General features: G+C 68.2%; 14 protein-coding genes and 1 pseudogene. 8 read left to right on the top strand and 7 right to left on the bottom strand.

Annotated features, from left to right (window positions below; translation table 11 throughout):
* Positions 1–23: 23 nt before the first annotated feature.
* Together H9L16_RS04135 and H9L16_RS04130 are read right to left on the bottom strand one after the other, a co-directional pair.
* Positions 24–1,073, bottom strand: a complete 1,050-nt coding sequence (locus H9L16_RS04135) for a FecR family protein (protein WP_187553306.1) — start codon at positions 1,071–1,073, stop codon at positions 24–26.
* Entirely contained in the window at positions 1,051–1,623 is a 573-nt protein-coding gene (locus H9L16_RS04130; RefSeq protein WP_187554042.1) for an RNA polymerase sigma factor, read from the bottom strand. Before H9L16_RS04130 ends, H9L16_RS04135 begins: the two co-directional genes overlap by 23 nt.
* An 84-nt stretch (positions 1,624–1,707) precedes the next feature.
* On the opposite strand from H9L16_RS04130, the pseudogene H9L16_RS16375 reads away from it, so the two are divergent.
* Together H9L16_RS16375 and H9L16_RS16110 are read left to right on the top strand one after the other, a co-directional pair.
* Positions 1,708–2,166: pseudogene (locus tag H9L16_RS16375) on the top strand (isoaspartyl peptidase/L-asparaginase); the annotation flags it as partial.
* A 477-nt stretch (positions 2,167–2,643) separates the two neighbouring features.
* A complete protein-coding gene (locus tag H9L16_RS16110) occupies positions 2,644–3,651 on the top strand; it encodes an isoaspartyl peptidase/L-asparaginase family protein (protein WP_229796580.1) in 1,008 nt (335 codons plus the stop codon).
* A 110-nt stretch (positions 3,652–3,761) separates the two neighbouring features.
* Here H9L16_RS16110 and H9L16_RS04120 read toward each other — a convergent pair whose 3' ends face one another.
* Entirely contained in the window at positions 3,762–4,730 is a 969-nt protein-coding gene (locus tag H9L16_RS04120; RefSeq protein ID WP_229796538.1) for a LysR family transcriptional regulator, read from the bottom strand.
* Positions 4,731–4,845: 115 nt separating this feature from the next.
* Between H9L16_RS04120 and aceB the strand changes: the two genes are divergently transcribed.
* From aceB to H9L16_RS04100, 4 genes are all read left to right on the top strand, one after another.
* The gene (gene aceB, locus H9L16_RS04115; RefSeq protein ID WP_187553303.1) at positions 4,846–6,468 is read left to right on the top strand and encodes a malate synthase A; all 1,623 of its coding nucleotides are present in this window, start codon (positions 4,846–4,848) and stop codon (positions 6,466–6,468) included.
* Positions 6,469–6,529: 61 nt separating this feature from the next.
* Positions 6,530–7,828 carry an isocitrate lyase gene (gene aceA / locus H9L16_RS04110; RefSeq protein ID WP_187553302.1) on the top strand — a complete coding sequence of 433 codons (1,299 nt, stop codon included), beginning with the start codon at positions 6,530–6,532 and terminating at the stop codon, positions 7,826–7,828.
* Positions 7,829–7,996: 168 nt separating this feature from the next.
* Positions 7,997–9,016, top strand: a complete 1,020-nt coding sequence (locus H9L16_RS04105; RefSeq protein WP_229796537.1) for a GGDEF domain-containing protein — start codon at positions 7,997–7,999, stop codon at positions 9,014–9,016.
* Between the two features lie 2 nt (positions 9,017–9,018).
* Positions 9,019–11,571, top strand: coding sequence for a putative peptide modification system cyclase (locus tag H9L16_RS04100; RefSeq protein WP_187553301.1), 2,553 nt, complete (start codon positions 9,019–9,021; stop codon positions 11,569–11,571).
* On the opposite strand, the gene H9L16_RS04095 is transcribed toward H9L16_RS04100, so the two are convergent.
* A complete protein-coding gene (locus H9L16_RS04095) occupies positions 11,568–11,843 on the bottom strand; it encodes an NHLP-related RiPP peptide (protein ID WP_187553300.1) in 276 nt (91 codons plus the stop codon). The genes H9L16_RS04100 and H9L16_RS04095 overlap by 4 nt on opposite strands.
* A 60-nt stretch (positions 11,844–11,903) precedes the next feature.
* Here H9L16_RS04095 and H9L16_RS04090 point away from each other — a divergent pair, with 60 nt between their 5' ends.
* On the top strand, positions 11,904–13,142 hold the full coding sequence (locus tag H9L16_RS04090) for a putative peptide maturation dehydrogenase (protein ID WP_187553299.1): 1,239 nt from the start codon (positions 11,904–11,906) through the stop codon (positions 13,140–13,142).
* A 24-nt stretch (positions 13,143–13,166) separates the two neighbouring features.
* On the opposite strand, the gene H9L16_RS04085 is transcribed toward H9L16_RS04090, so the two are convergent.
* The 3 genes from H9L16_RS04085 to ubiK form a co-directional block, all read right to left on the bottom strand.
* Complete coding sequence (locus H9L16_RS04085) at positions 13,167–15,248, bottom strand: S9 family peptidase (protein WP_187554040.1); 2,082 nt, start codon at positions 15,246–15,248, stop codon at positions 13,167–13,169.
* A gap of 74 nt (positions 15,249–15,322) precedes the next feature.
* Positions 15,323–16,852, bottom strand: a complete 1,530-nt coding sequence (locus H9L16_RS04080) for a YifB family Mg chelatase-like AAA ATPase (RefSeq protein WP_187553298.1) — start codon at positions 16,850–16,852, stop codon at positions 15,323–15,325.
* An 11-nt stretch (positions 16,853–16,863) separates the two neighbouring features.
* Positions 16,864–17,121: a ubiquinone biosynthesis accessory factor UbiK gene (gene ubiK, locus H9L16_RS04075; RefSeq protein ID WP_187554039.1), complete on the bottom strand. Its 258-nt coding sequence runs from the start codon at positions 17,119–17,121 to the stop codon at positions 16,864–16,866.
* 171 nt (positions 17,122–17,292) lie between these two features.
* On the opposite strand from ubiK, the gene H9L16_RS04070 reads away from it, so the two are divergent.
* Positions 17,293–17,631 (top strand): P-II family nitrogen regulator, encoded by a 339-nt coding sequence (locus tag H9L16_RS04070; RefSeq protein WP_187553297.1) that lies wholly within the window; start codon positions 17,293–17,295, stop codon positions 17,629–17,631.
* The last annotated feature ends 4 nt before the right edge of the window (positions 17,632–17,635 follow it).

Raw genomic sequence — 17,635 nt, 5'->3', positions numbered from 1 at the left:
TCCCCCGCCGGCGCAGCGCGAGGTCAGCGGCTGTGCAGGACGATGCGGTCGCCGGATGCGTCGGCGCGCACCGGGAAGCCCTGCTCGAGCAGGCGCACGAAGGCGGTGGCGTTGTCGGCGCGGAAGCTGCCGCCGATCCGCAGTGCGCCGGCCTCGGCATCGCCGATCACCAGCTTGCGCGCGTTGTAGCGGTTGAACTCGGCGGCGGCCTCGGCCAGCGTGGTGTCGCGGAAGGCCAGCAGGCCTTGCCGCCAATCCAGCAGGCGTTCGGCATCGTCCAGCGCCACGCTGCGCACCAGTACGTCATCGCCACGCACCAGTGCGACGCTGCCGGCGGGCAACAGCGACGCCGGCCGCGTGCTCCCGCCGGCCTGCGATTCCAGGCGCACCGTGCCCTCGGTCACCACCACCCGCAGGTCGGGGCCATCGCGGCGCACCGAGAAGCGGGTGCCGACCGCGACCACGTCATGGCCGCCGGCGGCGACCACGAATGGGCGGTCCGGATCCTTGGCCACGCTGAAAAACGCCTCGCCCTGCGCCAGCGCGATGTGCCGCTGCTTGCGCGAGAGGCGCACGTCGATGCGGCTGTCGCTGGCCAGGATCGCCTGCGAACCGTCGGCCAGCGGCAACGTCCCGGTCGCGCCCAGCGCGGTCTGCAAATGTGCGCTGTCGACGCGGTTGTAGCTGCGCCAGCCCAGGCCGGTCGCCAGCGTGCACGCGATCACCAGCACCGCGGCGGCAGCGAGCTTTGGTAGCCGTGCGCTGCGAGTGGATTCGCGTGGTGCCAGTTCGATGCGTTCGCCGGCAGGCGTGGTCCAGTAGCCGCGTGGCGGCGGCCCCGGCTGCTTCCAGCCCGCGGCCAGCGCCTGCAGCCGGTCGCTTTCCGACCACGCCGCCTGCAAGCGCAGGAACGCGACCCGGTGCGCGGTATTCGCGCCAAGCCAGGCCTGCAACGCCTGTTCCTCGTCGTCCGCCCACGCGCCGAACTCGCGGCGCGCCAGCCATTCGGCTGCGCATTGCTCGATGCTCCGGCTGTCGCCGGGCGGGTGGTCAATCGGCGCGCTGCTGTCCATCACGACGATCCACGGTGGCGGCCTTTGGTGTGCGCACGTCATCGCTGCCGTGCAGATGATCGGCGAGCAGGCGCATGCCCTTGGCGATGTGCTTTTCCACGGTTTTCTCGCTGATTCCCAGGCGCACGGCCACCTCCTTCTGCGACAGATCCTCGACGCGGCGCAGCCAGACCACCTCGCGACAGCGGTCGGGCAGGCGGTCGAAGGCCTCGGCCAGCCGCAGCAATCCCTGCCTGCCGCCGCACCAGCGCTCCGGCGACACGTCATCCACCAAGACGTGCGAAGGCTCGAAATCACCCATCGGTTCGATCGAGACCACCCGGCTGCGGCGCAGGCGATCGGTCATGAGATGACGCGCGCTGGCGAACAGGAACGACTTGGGCTGGGTCGGCAGCGACTTGGCCGCGGCCTCGTAGACCCGCGCGTAGACTTCCTGGCGGAGGTCGTGGATCTCGTCGCGGCGCGACCAGCAGCGCTGCAGGTAGCGCACGAGCGCGCCCTCGTGGACGAGGATCTCGTCGATGAACCAGCGGTCGAGCGCGGCCTGCATCGCCGCACCATAGCCGAACGGGGGAAACCGCGCCGCCGTTCGTCTTCCAACGTGGCTGCCGATGACGGCGAATGAGGACACCCGATGATGCGACGTGCCGGCGTTTCGAAATTCCTTGCGGCAACACTGGGGCTGCTGCTTGCAGGCGGCGCGCTGGCGGCCGATGTCGGCCATTACGTGATCGGTGATGTCGCCGCGAAGACGCCCGGCACGATCCAGCCTGGCCTGCTGCTGATGGGCGGCGGCGACCGCAACTTCGATGCGATGCGCTGGTTCATGAAGCAGGCCGGCAATGGCCACATCGTGGTGTTGCGCGCCTCGCAGGCCGGCGAGATCGGCGAGGAATTCTTCAACGAGGTCGGCGGCATCAAGTCGGTCGAGACCTTCGTGTTCAAGGATCGCGAGGCATCGACCGATCCGAAGATCCTGGCCACGCTGAAGCGTGCGGACGGCATCTTCATCGCCGGCGGCGACCAGTCGCGCTACGTGCGCTACTGGCGCGGGACCCCGGTCGCCGAGGCGCTGGATGCGCACGTGCGCGCCGGCAAGCCGCTGGGCGGCACCAGCGCCGGCCTGGCGATGCTCGGCGAATATCTTTACGGCGCGATGGATGGCGGCAGCCAGGTCAGCCCGGCGGCGCTGGCCGACCCGCTCGGCGACGGCAACACCATCGAAACCGACTTCCTGCACATCGCCCAGCTCAAGGGCGTGATCACCGATACCCACTTCAGCGAGCGCGGCCGCCTTGGTCGTCTCATTGCCTTTGTCGCCAAGGGCGAGCACCTCGCCGGCAAGCCGCTGATCGGGCTCGGCGTGGACGAAGACGCCGCGGTCGCGGTCGAAGGCGATGGCCGTGCCCGCGTCTACGCCACCGCACCGGGTGCCGGCGCGATCGTGGTCAAGGGTGGTTTCAGGCAGAAGCAGGCAGAAGACACCGCGATGACGCTCGATCGCGTCGACACCGTGGTCGCCGGCGTGGACTCCGTGCTGCACCTGCCCGAGGGCCGCGTCGAAAAACCGCTGGCCCAGCGCCACTACGCCGTGCGCAATGGCGTGCTGGTCGCGCTGGATGCGCCCTTGCTGGTGATCCATGGCGGTGCGGGCGTGGAGCCTGGTGACCTCACGCCGGCCGAGGAAGAGGCGGCGCGCGCCGCCCTGCGCGAGGCGCTCAAGGCCGGCTACGCGAAGTTGCAGGCCGGTGCGCCGTCGGTGGATGCGGTGACCGCCGCGATCACCGTGCTGGAGGATGCGCCGCAGTTCAACGCCGGGCGTGGCGCGGTGTTCACCCACGACGGACGCAACGAGCTGGACACATCGCTGATGGACGGCGCCAGCGGCAAGGCCGGCGCGGCCGCGGGCCTGCGCCGGGTGAAGAACCCGATCCTGCTGGCGCGCACGATCATGGACAAGTCCAGGCACGTGATGATGGTCGGCGATGGTGCCGAGGCGTTCGCGAAGGAGCAGGGCGTCACCCTGGTCGACCCGGCGTACTTCCGCGTCGAGAAGCGCTGGCAGCAGTTGCAGAAGGCGCTCGACGAGGAAAAGAAGGCGCAGGCCAGCAACACGCCGCTGGTGCTGCCCGGCAAGGCCTACTTCGGCACCGTCGGCGCGCTGGCACTGGACGCGCAGGGACGGCTCGCCGGCGGGACCTCGACCGGCGGCATGACCAACAAGCGCTACGGCCGCGTCGGCGATGCGCCGATCATCGGCGCCGGCACCTGGGCCGACGACCGCTGCGCGGTGTCCAGCACCGGCTGGGGCGAGTTCTACATCCGCGCCGCCGCCGCCCACGAGATCTGCGCGCGGGTGCGGCTGGCCGGCGATCCCATCGCCCGCGCCGCCGACCGCGTCATCAACCGCGACATCCCCAAGGCCGGCGGCGACGGCGGCGCGATCGCGCTGGGCGCGGATGGCAGCGTGGCGTTCCCGTTCAACACCGGCGGCATGTACCGCGGCTGGATCGGCAGCGACGGCGTGCCGCACGTGGCGATCTACAAGACCGACGCATTGGCCACGCCGGGCAAGTAACGGACGGCGAAAGGGAAAGGCGGGTCAGAGTCGAGTTTCGCGGGCGAAACTCGACTCTGACCCGCCTTTCCTATGACCCGCCTTTCCTACGATGTGGCGGAACGGGGCGCTCAGCGCTCGGAGTGCCCGCCACGATCCTGCTCGCGCGGGGACAGCAGCTCCGGCTTGATCAGCTCGACGAAGGCGCGCGCCTGCGATGACAGGAACTTGCCCTTGCGCATCACGATGCCGTAGCTGCGCGAGGGAAACCAGCGCGCAAGCGAGCGCGCCGCCAGCCGCTGGCGGTCGGCCTCGGTCAGGCAGATCGCGGTGACGATGCTGATCCCCAGCCCCATCGCCACGTACTGCTTGATCACCTCCCAGCCGCCGACTTCGAGTGCCACCGTATACGGCACGCGGTTTTGCTGGAACACCAGGTCGACCAGCCGATACGTGGTCAGGCGCTTGGGCGGCAGGATCAGGCCGTACGGCGACAGGTCCTGCAGGCTCAGGTCGCGCTTGGAGGCCAGCGGGTGGTCGGGCGGCATGATCAGCATCGGCTCGAAGCTGTAGACCGGGGCGTAGGTCAGGTCCGCGGGCACATCCAGCATCGAACCCACGGCCAGATCCACCGCATCGTTGCGCAGCAGGTCCAGGCCGCCGGCACCGGTGACGTTGTGCAGGCTCAGGCGTACGTCGGCATGGCGCTGGCGGAACGCGTCCACGATCCCGGGCAGCAGGTACAGGATGGTCGAGCTGCCGGCGGCCACGTTTAGCTCGCCGGCATCCAGCCCGCGCACCTGCTCGCGGAAGCTGGCCGCCAGCCCGTCCAGCCCTTCCACCAGCGGCTTGGCCAGTTCGTAGAGGAGTTCGCCTTCGCGGGTGGGGGTCAGCCGGCGTCCGCTGCGCTCCAGCAGGCGCACGCCCAGTTCGCGCTCCAGCGCCTGCAACTGCAGGGTCACTGCCGGTTGGCTGAGGTACAGCGCTTCCGCGGCACGGCTCACCGATCCCAGCCGCGCCACTTGGCAGAACGCCCGCAAAGGCTTCAGTCGCGAGCCCTTGTAGGCGAAGCGGATGTTGCTGGAAGGGCTATCCGCCACGGTTTCGATATCTGTATTAGATTTTCTAATAGTAATCATTGACAAATCTGGTTTGTCAAATACCAGACGCAGGCGGATGGTTCGGTTCCCCACTGATCGAACGCTGGAGTTGTCGATGTCCGCTGTGCTGCAAGACCGCCCCGAGCCGGGCACCGTGGATCTGACCCGGAGCCTGCCGGGCCAGGAGGCGCTGCTGACCCCCGCGGCGCAAGCCTTCCTCGCCGGCCTGCATGTCCGCTTCGAGGGTGAGCGCCAGGCCCGCCTGGCCGCCCGCCGCACCCGCCAGGCCGCCTTCGATGCCGGCGCCCTGCCGGATTTCCGCCCCGACACCGCCCCGATCCGCAACGGCGACTGGCGCGTCGCGCCGATCCCGGCCGCGCTGCAGGACCGCCGCGTCGAGATCACCGGTCCGGTCGACCCGAAGATGGTGATCAATGCGCTGAACTCCGGTGCCAACTGCTACATGGCCGACTTCGAGGACAGCACCGCGCCGACCTGGGCGAACCTGCTGGCCGGCCAGGAGGCGCTGCGCGAGGCGATCAAAGGCACCCTGGAATTCACCGGTGACAACGGCAAGGCCTACGCGCTCCGACCCGAGGCCGAGCAGGCCGTCCTGATCGTGCGCCCGCGCGGCTGGCACCTGGACGAGAAGCACGTGCTGGTCGACGGCCAGCGGCTTTCGGCCAGCCTGTTCGACCTGGGTCTGTTCTGCTTCCACAACGCGGTGGCGCTGGCGGCCAAGGATCGCGGCCCCTACTTCTACATCCCCAAGCTGCAGTCGATGGAAGAGGCGGCGCTGTGGAACGCGGTGCTCGGCGACATCGAGGCCACCCTGGGCCTGTCGCACGGCCAGGTCAAGGTCACCGTGCTGATCGAGACGCTGCCGGCCGCGTTCGAGATGGACGAGATCCTGCACGCGCTGAAGGACCGCATCGTCGGCCTCAACTGCGGTCGCTGGGACTACATCTTTTCCTACATCAAGACCCTGCGCCGGCATCGCGACCGGGTGCTGCCAGAGCGCGGCCAGGTGACGATGGTGCAGCCGTTCCTGCGCGCGTATTCGGAGTTGCTGGTCAAGACCTGCCATCGCCGCGGCGCGCATGCGATGGGTGGCATGGCCGCGCAGATCCCGATCAGTGGCGATGACGCTGCCAATGGTGCCGCGCTGGCCCGCGTCCGCGCCGACAAGCTGCGCGAAGTCACTGCCGGCCACGACGGTACCTGGGTCGCACATCCCGCGTTGATCCCGTTGGCCCGCGAGGTGTTCGACGCGCACATGCCGGAGGCCAACCAGGTCCATATCGCCCGCGATGACGTGCATGCGGAGCGCGACGACTTGTTGCGGCCCTCGCTGGGCACGATCAGCAAGGCCGGCTTCGAGGGCAACGTCGAGGTCTGCGTGCGCTACCTGGCGGCGTGGCTCGACGGCAACGGCTGCGTGCCGATCCACTGGCTGATGGAAGACGCCGCGACCGCCGAGATCGCCCGCACCCAGCTGTGGCAGTGGCTGCACTTCGCCGACGACGGCCATGAGCCGCTGCATCTGGACGACGGCACGCCGGTCGACTTCGCCCTGCTCGAGCGCGCCTTCATCGGCCTGCCCAGCAAGTTCAACGACCAACTGCGGATGCCCGGTGCCAGTCGCATCAACGAAGCGATCGGGATGCTCGATCGGCTCACCCATGCCGACGAGCTCGCCGACTTCCTGACGCTTCCCGCCTACGAACGCATCGACTGACATCGCATCGATCCGACCGCATCGCCAACCCACTCTTGCTGCACCCCACCGAGGACCTGCCATGAAGAACCACCTGCCGAGCGCCGAACAACTGAAGCTGGACTGGGCCAACAATCCGCGCTGGGCCGGGATCACCCGGGCCTACTCGGCCGAGGACGTGGTGCGCCTGCGCGGCACCGTGCACGTCGAGCATTCCATCGCCCGGCTTGGTGCGGAGAAGCTGTGGAAGTCGCTGCACACCGAGGACTTCGTCAATGCGCTGGGCGCGATGACCGGCAACCAGGCGATGCAGCAGGTCAAGGCCGGCCTGAAGGCGATCTACCTGAGCGGCTGGCAGGTCGCCGCCGACGCCAACCTGGCCGGCGAGATGTATCCCGACCAGTCGCTGTACCCGGCCAACTCGGTGCCGCAGGTGGTCAAGCGCATCAACAACACCCTGCTGCGCGCCGACCAGTTGCACCACGCCGAGGGCGACCATTCCATCGACTTCCTGCAGCCGATCGTGGCCGATGCCGAAGCCGGCTTCGGCGGCGTGCTGAATGCCTACGAGCTGATGAAGGCGATGATCGAGGCTGGCGCCGCCGGCGTGCACTTCGAGGACCAACTGGCCTCGGTGAAGAAGTGCGGCCACATGGGCGGCAAGGTGCTGGTGCCGACACGCGAGGCCATCGAGAAGTTGACCGCCGCGCGCCTGGCCGCCGACGTGATGGGCGTGCCGACGCTGATCGTCGCCCGCACCGATGCCGAAGCCGCCGACCTGGTGACCTCCGACATCGACGACAACGACAAGCCGTTCTGCACCGGCGAGCGCACCATGGAAGGCTTCTTCAAGACCGACAACGGCCTGGACCAGGCGATCAGCCGCGGCCTGGCGTATGCGCCGTACGCCGACCTGGTCTGGTGCGAAACCGGCAAGCCGGACCTGGAGTTCGCCCGCAAGTTCGCCGAGGCGATCCACGCGAAATTCCCCGGCAAGCTGCTGGCCTACAACTGCTCGCCGAGCTTCAACTGGAAGAAGAACCTGGACGACGCCACCATCGCCCGCTTCCAGAAGGAAATCGCGACCTATGGCTACAAGTTCCAGTTCATCACGCTGGCCGGCTTCCACGCGCTGAACTACGGCATGTTCGACCTGGCGCATGGCTACGCGCGCCGGCAGATGAGCGCCTTCGTCGAGCTGCAGGAGAAGGAGTTCGCGGCAGCGGATCGCGGCTTCACCGCGGTCAAGCACCAGCGCGAGGTCGGCACCGGCTACTTCGATGCGATCACCCAGACCATCCAGGGCGGCAAGAGCTCGACGGTGGCGCTGAAGGGCAGCACCGAAGAGGAGCAGTTCCACGGCGAAAGCAAAGCCGCCTGAGGCAGTGGTGGCCCGGCGGCTTGCATGCCGGTGGGCGTTCGCGCCCTGGGTCGGCCGTGTGGGATTTTTACGTTCGCGGCGCAGGGCCGGCCGTGGCGCCGGCCTGCGTTCAACCGAGATGGAGAGGCCGGTGTATTCTCGTGGCCTCCAGCGTGTCGGGGGACGTGGGTGGCGGAAAGTGTGGCAGCGCAGGTGCACGACGACGACAGCCGGCGGGACGTGGACGATCCCACGGCCTCGGTGCTGATCGCCAGCGAGTACGCGCTGTTCGCGCAGGTCGGGCGTGCCCGCCGGATCGATGCCGGCACGCCGCTCTTCCGCCGCGGCGACCTCGGCACCAGCATGTTCGTGATCGCCAGTGGTGCGATCGAACTCGACTTCGGCGAAGACCTGGTGGCCAAGCGGCTCGGACCGCGCGAATTCTTCGGCGAACTCGGCCTGCTGATCGGCGACCACGCGCGCAGCGCCGACGCGACCATGGTCGAGGACGGGGTGTTGCTGGAACTGGGCCGCCACGAATTCGACCTGCTCGCCCAGCGCGACCCGCAACTGCTCTCGCATTTCCTGCGCCGCGCGATCATGCGCGTGGTCTACAACGAACAGGGCTTGATCGCACGCCTGCGCCGGCGCAATCAGGAACTGCAGATGGCGCTGGATACGCTGCGCGCCACCGCGCACAGATTGAACCAGACCGAGGTGCTGACCCGCACCGACGAACTCACCGGACTGACCAACCGCCGCGGCTTTGCCCTGCACGTCGACCAGCGCCGGCGCAGCCAGGGACTGGGCGGACAGAGTCTGGTGCTGATCGACTGCGACCGCTTCAAGGCGATCAACGACGCCCATGGCCACCTGGCCGGGGATCGCGTGCTGCAGAGCGTGGCCAACCTGCTGCGGGCGGTGTCCGGGCCGGACGACATCGCCTGCCGGCTGGGCGGCGATGAATTCTGCCTGCTGGTGGCCGGCCGACAGTCGCAGGACGTGGCGCGGATGGCCAACTACATCGCCGCCAGCGCGCGCACCCTGCGGCAGATGCAGAGCGTGCCGCCGCAGATCACCACCCTGAGCATCGGCGCCTGCGTGATCGCCGACGCCGCGCACGACTGGGAACACTGGTACGGGCAGGCCGACACCGCGCTGTATCGCGCGAAACGCCTGGGCGGCGACCGCGTGGAGTGGCAGGACTAGCCATGGCGGAGTCGCAGGTCCCCACCACGCCGCAGGTGCGCACCCTGCTGCTCACCGACCTGGTCGATTCGACCGGGCTGGTGGAGCGCATCGGTGACACCGCCGCGGCGGACCTGTTCCGTGCCCACGACCGCATCGTGCTGGACCTGCAGCAACGCTGGCGCGGCCGCCTGATCGACCGCAGCGACGGCCTGTTGCTGATCTTCGAGCGGCCGATCGATGGCCTCGGTTTCGCCCTGGACTACGTGCGCGGCCTGCGCGAATTGGGCCGCGAGCACAATCAGCCGTTGCAGGCGCGCGCCGGCTTGCACGTCGGCGAAGTGCTGCTCTGGGAAAACAGCGTGGACGCGGTGCAGCTTGGCGCCAAGTCGCTGGAGGTCGAGGGCCTGGCCAAGCCGCTGGCCGGGCGCTTGATGGCACTGGCCCGGCCCGGGCAGATCCTGCTGTCCGCTACCGCCGAACCGCTCGCGCATCGCGCCGCGCGTGAACTCGGCGAACGCGGCGAACTGCTGGTATGGAAGTCTTACGGTCGCTGGCGCTTCAAGGGCGTGCCGGAAGCACAGGAAATCTACGAGGTCGGCGAGCCCGGGCTTGCGCCTCTGCGCATGCCATCGCACACGCCCAAGGCCTGGCGCGACCTGCCGCTATGGCGGCGGCCGGTGGCGCTGGCCGCGGAGACCATGCTGCTGGGCTGCCTGCTGGTCGGCGGCTGGTTCATCACTCGGCCGCAACCCGCGATCGCATTCGGCGAACGCGACTGGGTGGTGGTCGGCGACCTGCGCAACCTCACCGGCGACCCGCGACTGGACGACTCGCTGGAGCAGGCGTTCCGGATCAGCCTGGAACAGTCGCGCTACGTCAACGTGCTCAGCGACCTGAAGATGCGCGAGACCATGCAGCGCATGCAGCGGCCCGACGACGCCAAGGTCGATCGCGCCAGCGGCTCCGAGATCGCCCTGCGCGACGGCGCGCGCGCGCTGCTGCTGCCCACCGTGGCCGAAGTCGGAGGCCGCCTGCGGGTGAGCGCGGAAGTGGTCGACCCCCGCACCCAGACCACCGTGTACGCGGTGTCCGCCGACGGCAAGGGCATCGAATCCGCGCTGGGTTCGATCGACGACGTCACCGACCAGTTGCGCGAGCAGCTCGGCGAGGCGATGCAGAACGTGGAGAAGACCTCGGTACCGCTGCCGAACGTGGCCACGCCGAGCCTGGACGCGTTGAAGGCGTTTGCGGTGGCGCGTAATGTGGTGGCGACCACCCGCGATCGCGAGCAGGCGCTTGGCCTGTATCGGCGCGCGCTGCAACTGGATCCGCAGTTTGCGCTGGCCTATGCCGACATGGCCGACTTGTATTCGAGCCTGGACAACGTTGCGAAGGCAACCGAGGCTAGACGCAAGGCACTAACGATCCCGCAGCGGCTTTCCCTGCAGGAGCGGGCGAGGATCGACCTGCTTCTGACCCAGCATTCATCGCCAATGGCGTACCTGCGCGAAGCAGAGCAGTACCTCGCGCTGTATCCGGATGATTACCGGTTGCGGGGACGTCTGGGTACCAACCAATGGCACCAGCTCAACGACTTCAAGCGCATGGAGGCTACGATACGCGGCGCCATGAAACCGCAGGCGGAAAATCTCGAAGCCCGTCGCTACGCTTTGGCGACTGCATTGCTCGGCCAGGAACGCTACGAAGAAGCGCTTGCGGAATTCCGGCGTTCGCGGGCTGGCGGGTTCAGCGGATTCGGTGTGATGTATGCGCGCGCTTACGACGCGCGCGGCGAGCATGCGCAATCCGACAATGTCTACATGAGTGGCACCAACGGAAGGGACGGCTGGAAACACGATGCCGCCGTGGTGACCTGGATCGATCGCGGGCAATGGCAGAAATCGGCCGATGCCGCCGATGCGTGGCTGAAGGATGCGATTGGCGCGAACGATGTGCTCGAAGCGCTGCGCGCGCGCGCCGCCATCGCGAGTGTTGCGGTCGTGACCAACAACCCCGAAGCACGCCGTCTGATTTGGCGGCTACTGGAGGCGGTCGATGCCGATGCGGCTGCGGCCGATGCGATCTATCCGCCGACATCGACCGAGATGCGCCTGTATGCCGGCCTGCTGTCGGCGCAGCTTGACGATGCCGTTGGTGTGGAGGACGCCTTGCGTGTCACGCAGTCAAGCAGCGTGCCTCGCGACTATCCGACCGTCGGCCAGCTTCAGCAGGTCGTGATGGCCGAGCAAGAGCGGCTTGCCGGCAAGCCGCAGGCGGCCGTGATGCGTCTGCGTCCCATCGCCAAGCGCGACGATGCGCTCGTCGCGGCCCATTGGGGGTTGATGCGTGCAGAGCAGGCGACTGGTAATGCAGAAGGCATGCAGGTGCATGGGAAGTGGTTGGCGACGCGTCGGGGACGTGTGTTCACGGAAGCCACAACCACGGAAGTGTTGCGCTTCTTCAACGTCGCGGTGTCGCGGGAGGCCTTGCTGTCGAATGCCGAACCAACCGCCAACCCTCTGGCAGCACCTGCTGCCAGAGGGGCGACGCAGTCAGCGGGCAAGCCGCATTAGTTCTCTTGTGACGCCAAGGCGCAGTCCATCCCCTGGATGCCTGTCATCACTTCCTCCAGCTTGCTGCGCTGCGCCTTGATCTGCGCCGGCGACGCCAGCGTCTGACCTGCCTTCAACGCCATGCACGGCGCGGCATCGGCGTGGCCGATCGAGCGCAGCGCCTGTCCCGGTGCCTTGGCGAAGGCTTCGCGGAAGGCGTCGTCGGTTTCCAGCTTGTCGAGCAACAGCTTTGCGATGCGCGGCGGCAAGCCGGGCGGACCGTCCTGAGTCATGGTGTTTCCCCCTGTTGATTGGAACGCCGACAATAGCAATCGGAACAGTGCGGAGTCGACATGTTGATCAGGCGATGCGCGGTGGTGTGGCTGGAGCCGCGCGAGGTGGCCAGCTTCCAGTTGGACGACTTGTTGTCAGGCGGTACCGGCGTGGTGAGTCGGCTGGCGTGGTTTGCGCATGCGCCACACCTGGGTGCGGCGATCGAGGTCGACGCCGCGCATGCGCTCGTGCTGGGCGCGCTAAGCCCGGTGGACTGGATCGAACGCGATGAACTGGATGCCGGTTTCGGTGGCGATGCGGTGGATGCGCTGCTCGGCGCAGGGCTGCTGCTGACGAACGTAGAAGATGAAGAGGTCGCACCCGCCGATACGAACTTCCGCGAACTAGGCTGGCATCCGCCCGCTGCGGTGGCGCACATGGCCGCGCGCTGGGAAGGCGTCGACGGACCGAAAGGCATGGCCGAGGCCGACGTCGATACCAACGAAGGCCTGTTGCGCCAGCACGGCCTGCCGCCATCCCCTGTGGAGCCGTGCCTGTCGCCGGAATCGCAACTCGCCTTGCCGCGCATCGAACGCGACGACTTCGACGCCTTGCTCGATACCCGCACGACCTGCCGCAACTACGATCCAGAAGCGCAGGTGCCGCTGGCGGCGTTCTCGCAGCTGATGGCACGGGTGTTCGGCGCGCGCGGCATCGGCCATCCCGCGCCTGGCTTCGACGTCTACAAGCGCACCAGCCCGTCCGGTGGTTCGCTGCATCCCACCGACTGCCTGCTGATCGTGCAGCGGGTGGAGGGCATCGCGCCCGGCCTGTACCGGTATCGCATCGAGTCACATGCGCTGGAACCGGTGGCGCCTGCGATCGCCCCGCCGCAGCTCGGCGACGCATGCACCCGGCCCTTGGGCGATGCCGCGCAGCGGGTTTGGAGCGACGATGAGCTGCATGCGTTCGCGCGCATCGCGGTCGCCGGCCAGGACTTCTTTGCCGATGCCGCAGTGTTGTGCGTGCTGGCGCCGCGCTTCCATCGCAATTTCTGGAAGTACCGCAACCACGCCAAGGCATATCGCGTGTGCGTGCTGGACGCCGGCCACCTGTCGCAAACCCTGCAGTTGTGCGCTACCCAGGCCGGGCTTGGGCCCTTCGTCACCGGCGCGATCAACGAGGTCGACCTGGAGCGTGCGTTCGGGTTCACCGGCTATAGGCAAAGCCCGTTGGTGGTCTGCGGGTTCGGCGCGCGCACGGACACGTTGACCGAGTCCGAGTTCGATCCCAACCGCAAGGTCTGGCCGCGCGACTGAGCCGCGCGGCCAGCTGCGGTCACGTCAGTTCTTGACCGCCGCCGTGTGCGACTTCAGCGCCTCCGCCAGGCCGGACACGCCGTCCGCGCCGGCTGGCACGCTGATGCTGGAGCCGGCAAAGTCGTTGCCGATCGGTTGCGCGCGACCGCCCAGGCATTGCGCCAGGAAGCCTTCGGTCACCGCATTGAACGCCTTGTTGTTCTCCGGTCGCGCGAAGCCGTGGCCTTCGTCCGGGAACAGCACGTAGGTCACCGGGATCTTCTTCTCCTGCATCGCCTTGACGATCTGGTCGCTCTCGGGCTGCTTCACCCGCGGGTCGTTGGCGCCCTGGCCGATCAGCAGCGGCTTGGTGATCTTGGCGACGTGGGTCAGCGGGGAGCGTTCCTCCAGCAATTGCTTGCCGGCCTCCGTGCGCGGATCGCCGACGCGCTTGGCGAACTGCTCGAAGAACGCGGCCCAGTAGGGCGGGATCGTGCTCAACAAGGTGTTGAGGTTGGAGGGGCCGACGATGTCGACGCCGCACTTGAACGTGTCCGGGGTGAAGGTCAGCCCGGCGAGGGTGGCGTAGCCGCCGTAGCTGCCGCCCATGATCGCGACCGAATCCTTGCGGGTGACGCCGCCCTCGACCGCCCAGTCCACCGCGTCGATCAGGTCGTCGTGCATCTTGCCGGCCCATTCGCCGTCGCCGGCGTTGGTGAACTGCTTGCCGAAGCCGGTGGAGCCGCGGAAGTTGACGTTGAGTACCGCATAGCCGCGGTTGGCCAGCCACTGGGTCGTGCCGTTGTAGCCATAGACGTCGCGTCCCCACGGGCCGCCATGGACCAGCAGCACCATCGGAACCGGTGTGTCGGCCTTGCCGTCGTTGTTGGCGTCCGCGGTCTTGGGCAGGGTGAGGTAACTGACCAGGTTCAGGCCATCGCGCGACGTGATTTCCTGCGGCCACATCGGCACCAGCGGCTTGCCGTCGAGCGCGGGGCGCACGGAGAACAATTCCTCCGGTTTGCCGCCGCGCGTATAGCGATAGAACACCGCTGGCGATTCGGCGGCGGCGTAGCCGACGATCCAGGTCTTGTCGTCCTGCGTGCGCGACGCGACCCACGTTTCGCCGGGGCCGATTGCCTTCAGTGTGTCCAGGTCGGCGGCGATGGCGGGATCGACCGATTTCCATTCTTCCTTCAGGTGATTGATCGCAACCGCCTGCACCTTGTTGGTGGTGGGGGCGCGCAGCGAATCGCTGACATCCGCGCGCGGGTTGTCGGCGACCAGCGTCTTGGCGCCGGTTGTGGTGTCGACGGCGAACAGCGCGGCGGTATCGCGGCCACGCGAGTCGATGAAATACAGGGTCTTGCCGTCGGTGGTGTAGCCACCGGGGAAGCTGGTCAGCGAATCGGCGAACGGGATCTCGCCCACGATCTTCCAGCCGCCCTTGCCGTCCGGTTCCAGCAGGTCGCTGCCGCCATCCGTGCGCGCCTTGGTCGCCATCCTGACCTTGAAGTCCGGGTCGGCGATGTATTCGGCGAATTCCAGGGTGTTCTTCTGCACCAGCGTGCGTTGGCCGGTGGCGAGGTCGACGCTGTAGAGGTCGTGCCACTTCGGGTCGCGATCGTTCATGCCGACCAGTACCGCGCCCGGGTGCAGATGGCTGACGCCGACCACTTGCGCGCGCGTCTTCGGGAAATCGCTGAGGTCGCGCGTTGTTCCGCTGGCCAGGTCCACCGAGAACAGATGGAAATCCTCGTCGCCGCCGGTGTCGCGCATGTACAGCAGCGTGTCCGGATGGTGGCTCCAGAAGTACTGGCGGATGCCGCGTGCCTTGTCGGCAGTGACGGAGCGTGCCTTGGCGGTGTCGTTGGCCGGGGCGACCCAGACGTTCATCACCCCGTCGACGGCGGCGATCCAGCTCAGGTATTTGCCGTCCGGGCTGATCTGCACCGCGGCGCGCTCCGGATTCCCGAACAGCGCCTCGCGCGGGATCAGCTCGACATCGTTGATCGACGCCGGCGCGGCAGCAGGTGCGGCGGCCTGGGCAGTGGGCTCGCTCGGCGCGCGATCGCAGGCAGAGAGCAGGCAGGCGGCGATCGAACTGGCGATGAGCGTGCGGTGCAGCGACATGGCGTCTCTCCGTGTGGTCCGAAGCTGAAGCATACGGAAACGCCCATGCGGCACGGACATGCCGAAGGTCAGGCCGCGGCGCGCTCCCGCCCGCGCTCCAGCTTGCGATAACCGATCGCCTCGGTGAGGTGCGGGGTCTGGATGTCGGGGCTGTCGGCAAGGTCGGCGATGGTGCGGGCGACGCGCAGGATCCGGTGCAGCGAGCGCGCCGACAGTTGCAGGCTGTCCACCGCACGTTCGAGCAGGACGGTGTCGCGCGGGGCGAGCCGGCAGTGCGCATCGGTCTGCGACTGGTCGAAGCGCGCATTGACCTGCCCGCATCGCGCCTCTTGCACGGCACGGGCACGCAACACCCGCTCGCCGACGGATGCGCTCGATTCGCCCGGCGGGCCATCGGTGCGCAAAGCGCTCGGCGGCAGCCGTGGTACTTCCACGTGCAGGTCGATGCGTTCGAGCAGCGGCCCGGAGATGCGCGCACGGTAGCGGCGGATCATTTCGTCGTTGCACAGGCAGCGGCCGGAGGGATCGCCGGCCCAGCCGCAGGGGCAGGGATTCATCGCCGCCACCAGCTGGAAGCGTGCCGGGAATTCGCAATGACGGGCGGCGCGCGAGATGTGCACGCTGCCGGATTCCAGCGGCTCGCGCAGCACTTCCAGCGCATGCCGGCTCCATTCCGGCAGCTCGTCGAGGAACAGCACGCCATGGTGGGCCAGCGAGATTTCGCCGGGGCGCGGATCGGCACCGCCACCGACCAGCGCGACCGCACTGGCGGTGTGATGCGGCGCGCGGAACGGGCGTTGCCGCCAACGGGTGGGATCCAGTCCGCGTCCGCCTTCGCCGAAGCCGCGCGCCGAGGCGATCGATGCCGTTTCCAGCGCCTCGGCTTCGCTCGGCGGAGGCAGGATCCCGCACAGGCGCGAGGCCAGCAGGGTCTTGCCGCTGCCGGGAGGCCCGACAAAAAACAGATGGTGCGAACCCGCCGCGGCGATCTCGAGTGCGCGCCGGGCCTGCGCCTGTCCGCGCACATCGGCCAGATCCGGTGGTGGCCGGTCGCGGCAGGGCAGCGGCTCTGCACGCGGCAGCACCTTGCCGGCATCCAGTGCGGCGCAGACTTCCAGCAAAGTGCGTGCGGTGCGCACGTCGACGGTCGAGGCCAGCGCGGCCTCGGGGCCGTTGCCCGGTGCGACCAGCAGGCGTCGTCCCGCCTCGCCCGCGGCAATCGCGGCACCCAGCACGCCATCGACGCTGCGGATTTCCCCGGTCAAGGCCAGCTCGCCGAGGAACTCCCATTCCTGCAAGGTGTCGTTGGACAACTGGCCGCTGGCGGCCAGGATCCCGAGGGCGATGGCCAGGTCGAAGCGGCCGCCGTCCTTCGGCAGGTCGGCGGGGGCGAGGTTGATGGTGATCCGCCGCGACGGGAATTCGAATTGCGCGCACTGGATTGCCGCACGCACGCGATCCTTGGCTTCGCGCACCGCCGCTTCCGGCAACCCGACAATCGACATCGCGGGCAACCCACCGGCCAGATGGACTTCCACGCGGACTTCGGGTGCACGCACGCCCACCCGCGCACGGCTGTGCACGATCGCAAGACCCATGGTGGCGGCCCTCAGTGGCGGGGCGGTTGCGGGAGGTTGGCCAGTTCGGCCAGCCGCTGCTCCAGCGCGTCGAGCTTCTCGCGGGTGCGCAGCAGCACCGCGCGCTGCACGTCGAATTCCTCGCGGGTGACCAGGTCCAGTTTGCCCAGTCCGGCCTGCAGCACCGACTTGAAATTCTGCTGCAGTTCTTCGCGGCTCTCGCGCAGGCCCGGTGGGACCAGGCTGCTGAGGCGGCGGGCGAGTTCGTCGAGTTGGGCCAGGTCGATCATGCGCTCGGGTGTCATCTGGGTTCTCCTGCGGGTGTCGCCAGCATGCGCATCGCGGTGCGCCAGGGCCGTCGGTGCAGGGTGCGGGGCGCGGTCAGTAAACCCCGCGGCCGGATCGGCAGTATGCATCGGCGCTGCGCGGTATGCTCGCGGCGACAACTGGGAGGCGTCGTGATGAAAATGGTGATGGCGGTGATCAAGCCGTTCAAGCTGGACGACGTGCGCGAGGCGCTGGCGGACGCCGGCGTGGCCGGCATCACCGCGACCGAGGTCAAGGGCTTCGGCCGCCAGAAAGGCCACACCGAGCTGTATCGCGGGGCCGAGTACCTGGTCGACTTCCTGCCCAAGATCAAGCTGGAAGTCGCGGTGCCGGACGAGCAGGTCGATGCCGTGGTCGAGGCGATCATGCGTGCCGCCGGCACCGGCAAGATCGGCGACGGCAAGATCTTCGTCTGGGACTTGGGCAAGGTAGTGCGGATCCGCACCGGCGAGCTGGATGCCGACGCGATCTAGGCGC

It is taken from the genome of Thermomonas carbonis (assembly GCF_014396975.1).
Classification (GTDB): domain Bacteria; phylum Pseudomonadota; class Gammaproteobacteria; order Xanthomonadales; family Xanthomonadaceae; genus Thermomonas; species Thermomonas carbonis.
This window is presented reverse-complemented; position numbering and strand designations above follow the sequence as displayed.

Coding starts and splice junctions, on each gene's coding strand:
- H9L16_RS04135 (WP_187553306.1), bottom strand. CDS start 1,073: ATGGACAGCAGCGCGCCGATTGACCACCCGCCCGGCGACAGCCGGAGC.
- H9L16_RS04130 (WP_187554042.1), bottom strand. CDS start 1,623: ATGCAGGCCGCGCTCGACCGCTGGTTCATCGACGAGATCCTCGTCCAC.
- aceB (WP_187553303.1), top strand. CDS start 4,846: ATGTCCGCTGTGCTGCAAGACCGCCCCGAGCCGGGCACCGTGGATCTG.
- aceA (WP_187553302.1), top strand. CDS start 6,530: ATGAAGAACCACCTGCCGAGCGCCGAACAACTGAAGCTGGACTGGGCC.
- H9L16_RS04100 (WP_187553301.1), top strand. CDS start 9,019: ATGGCGGAGTCGCAGGTCCCCACCACGCCGCAGGTGCGCACCCTGCTG.
- H9L16_RS04095 (WP_187553300.1), bottom strand. CDS start 11,843: ATGACTCAGGACGGTCCGCCCGGCTTGCCGCCGCGCATCGCAAAGCTG.
- H9L16_RS04090 (WP_187553299.1), top strand. CDS start 11,904: ATGTTGATCAGGCGATGCGCGGTGGTGTGGCTGGAGCCGCGCGAGGTG.
- H9L16_RS04080 (WP_187553298.1), bottom strand. CDS start 16,852: ATGGGTCTTGCGATCGTGCACAGCCGTGCGCGGGTGGGCGTGCGTGCA.
- ubiK (WP_187554039.1), bottom strand. CDS start 17,121: ATGATCGACCTGGCCCAACTCGACGAACTCGCCCGCCGCCTCAGCAGC.
- H9L16_RS04070 (WP_187553297.1), top strand. CDS start 17,293: ATGAAAATGGTGATGGCGGTGATCAAGCCGTTCAAGCTGGACGACGTG.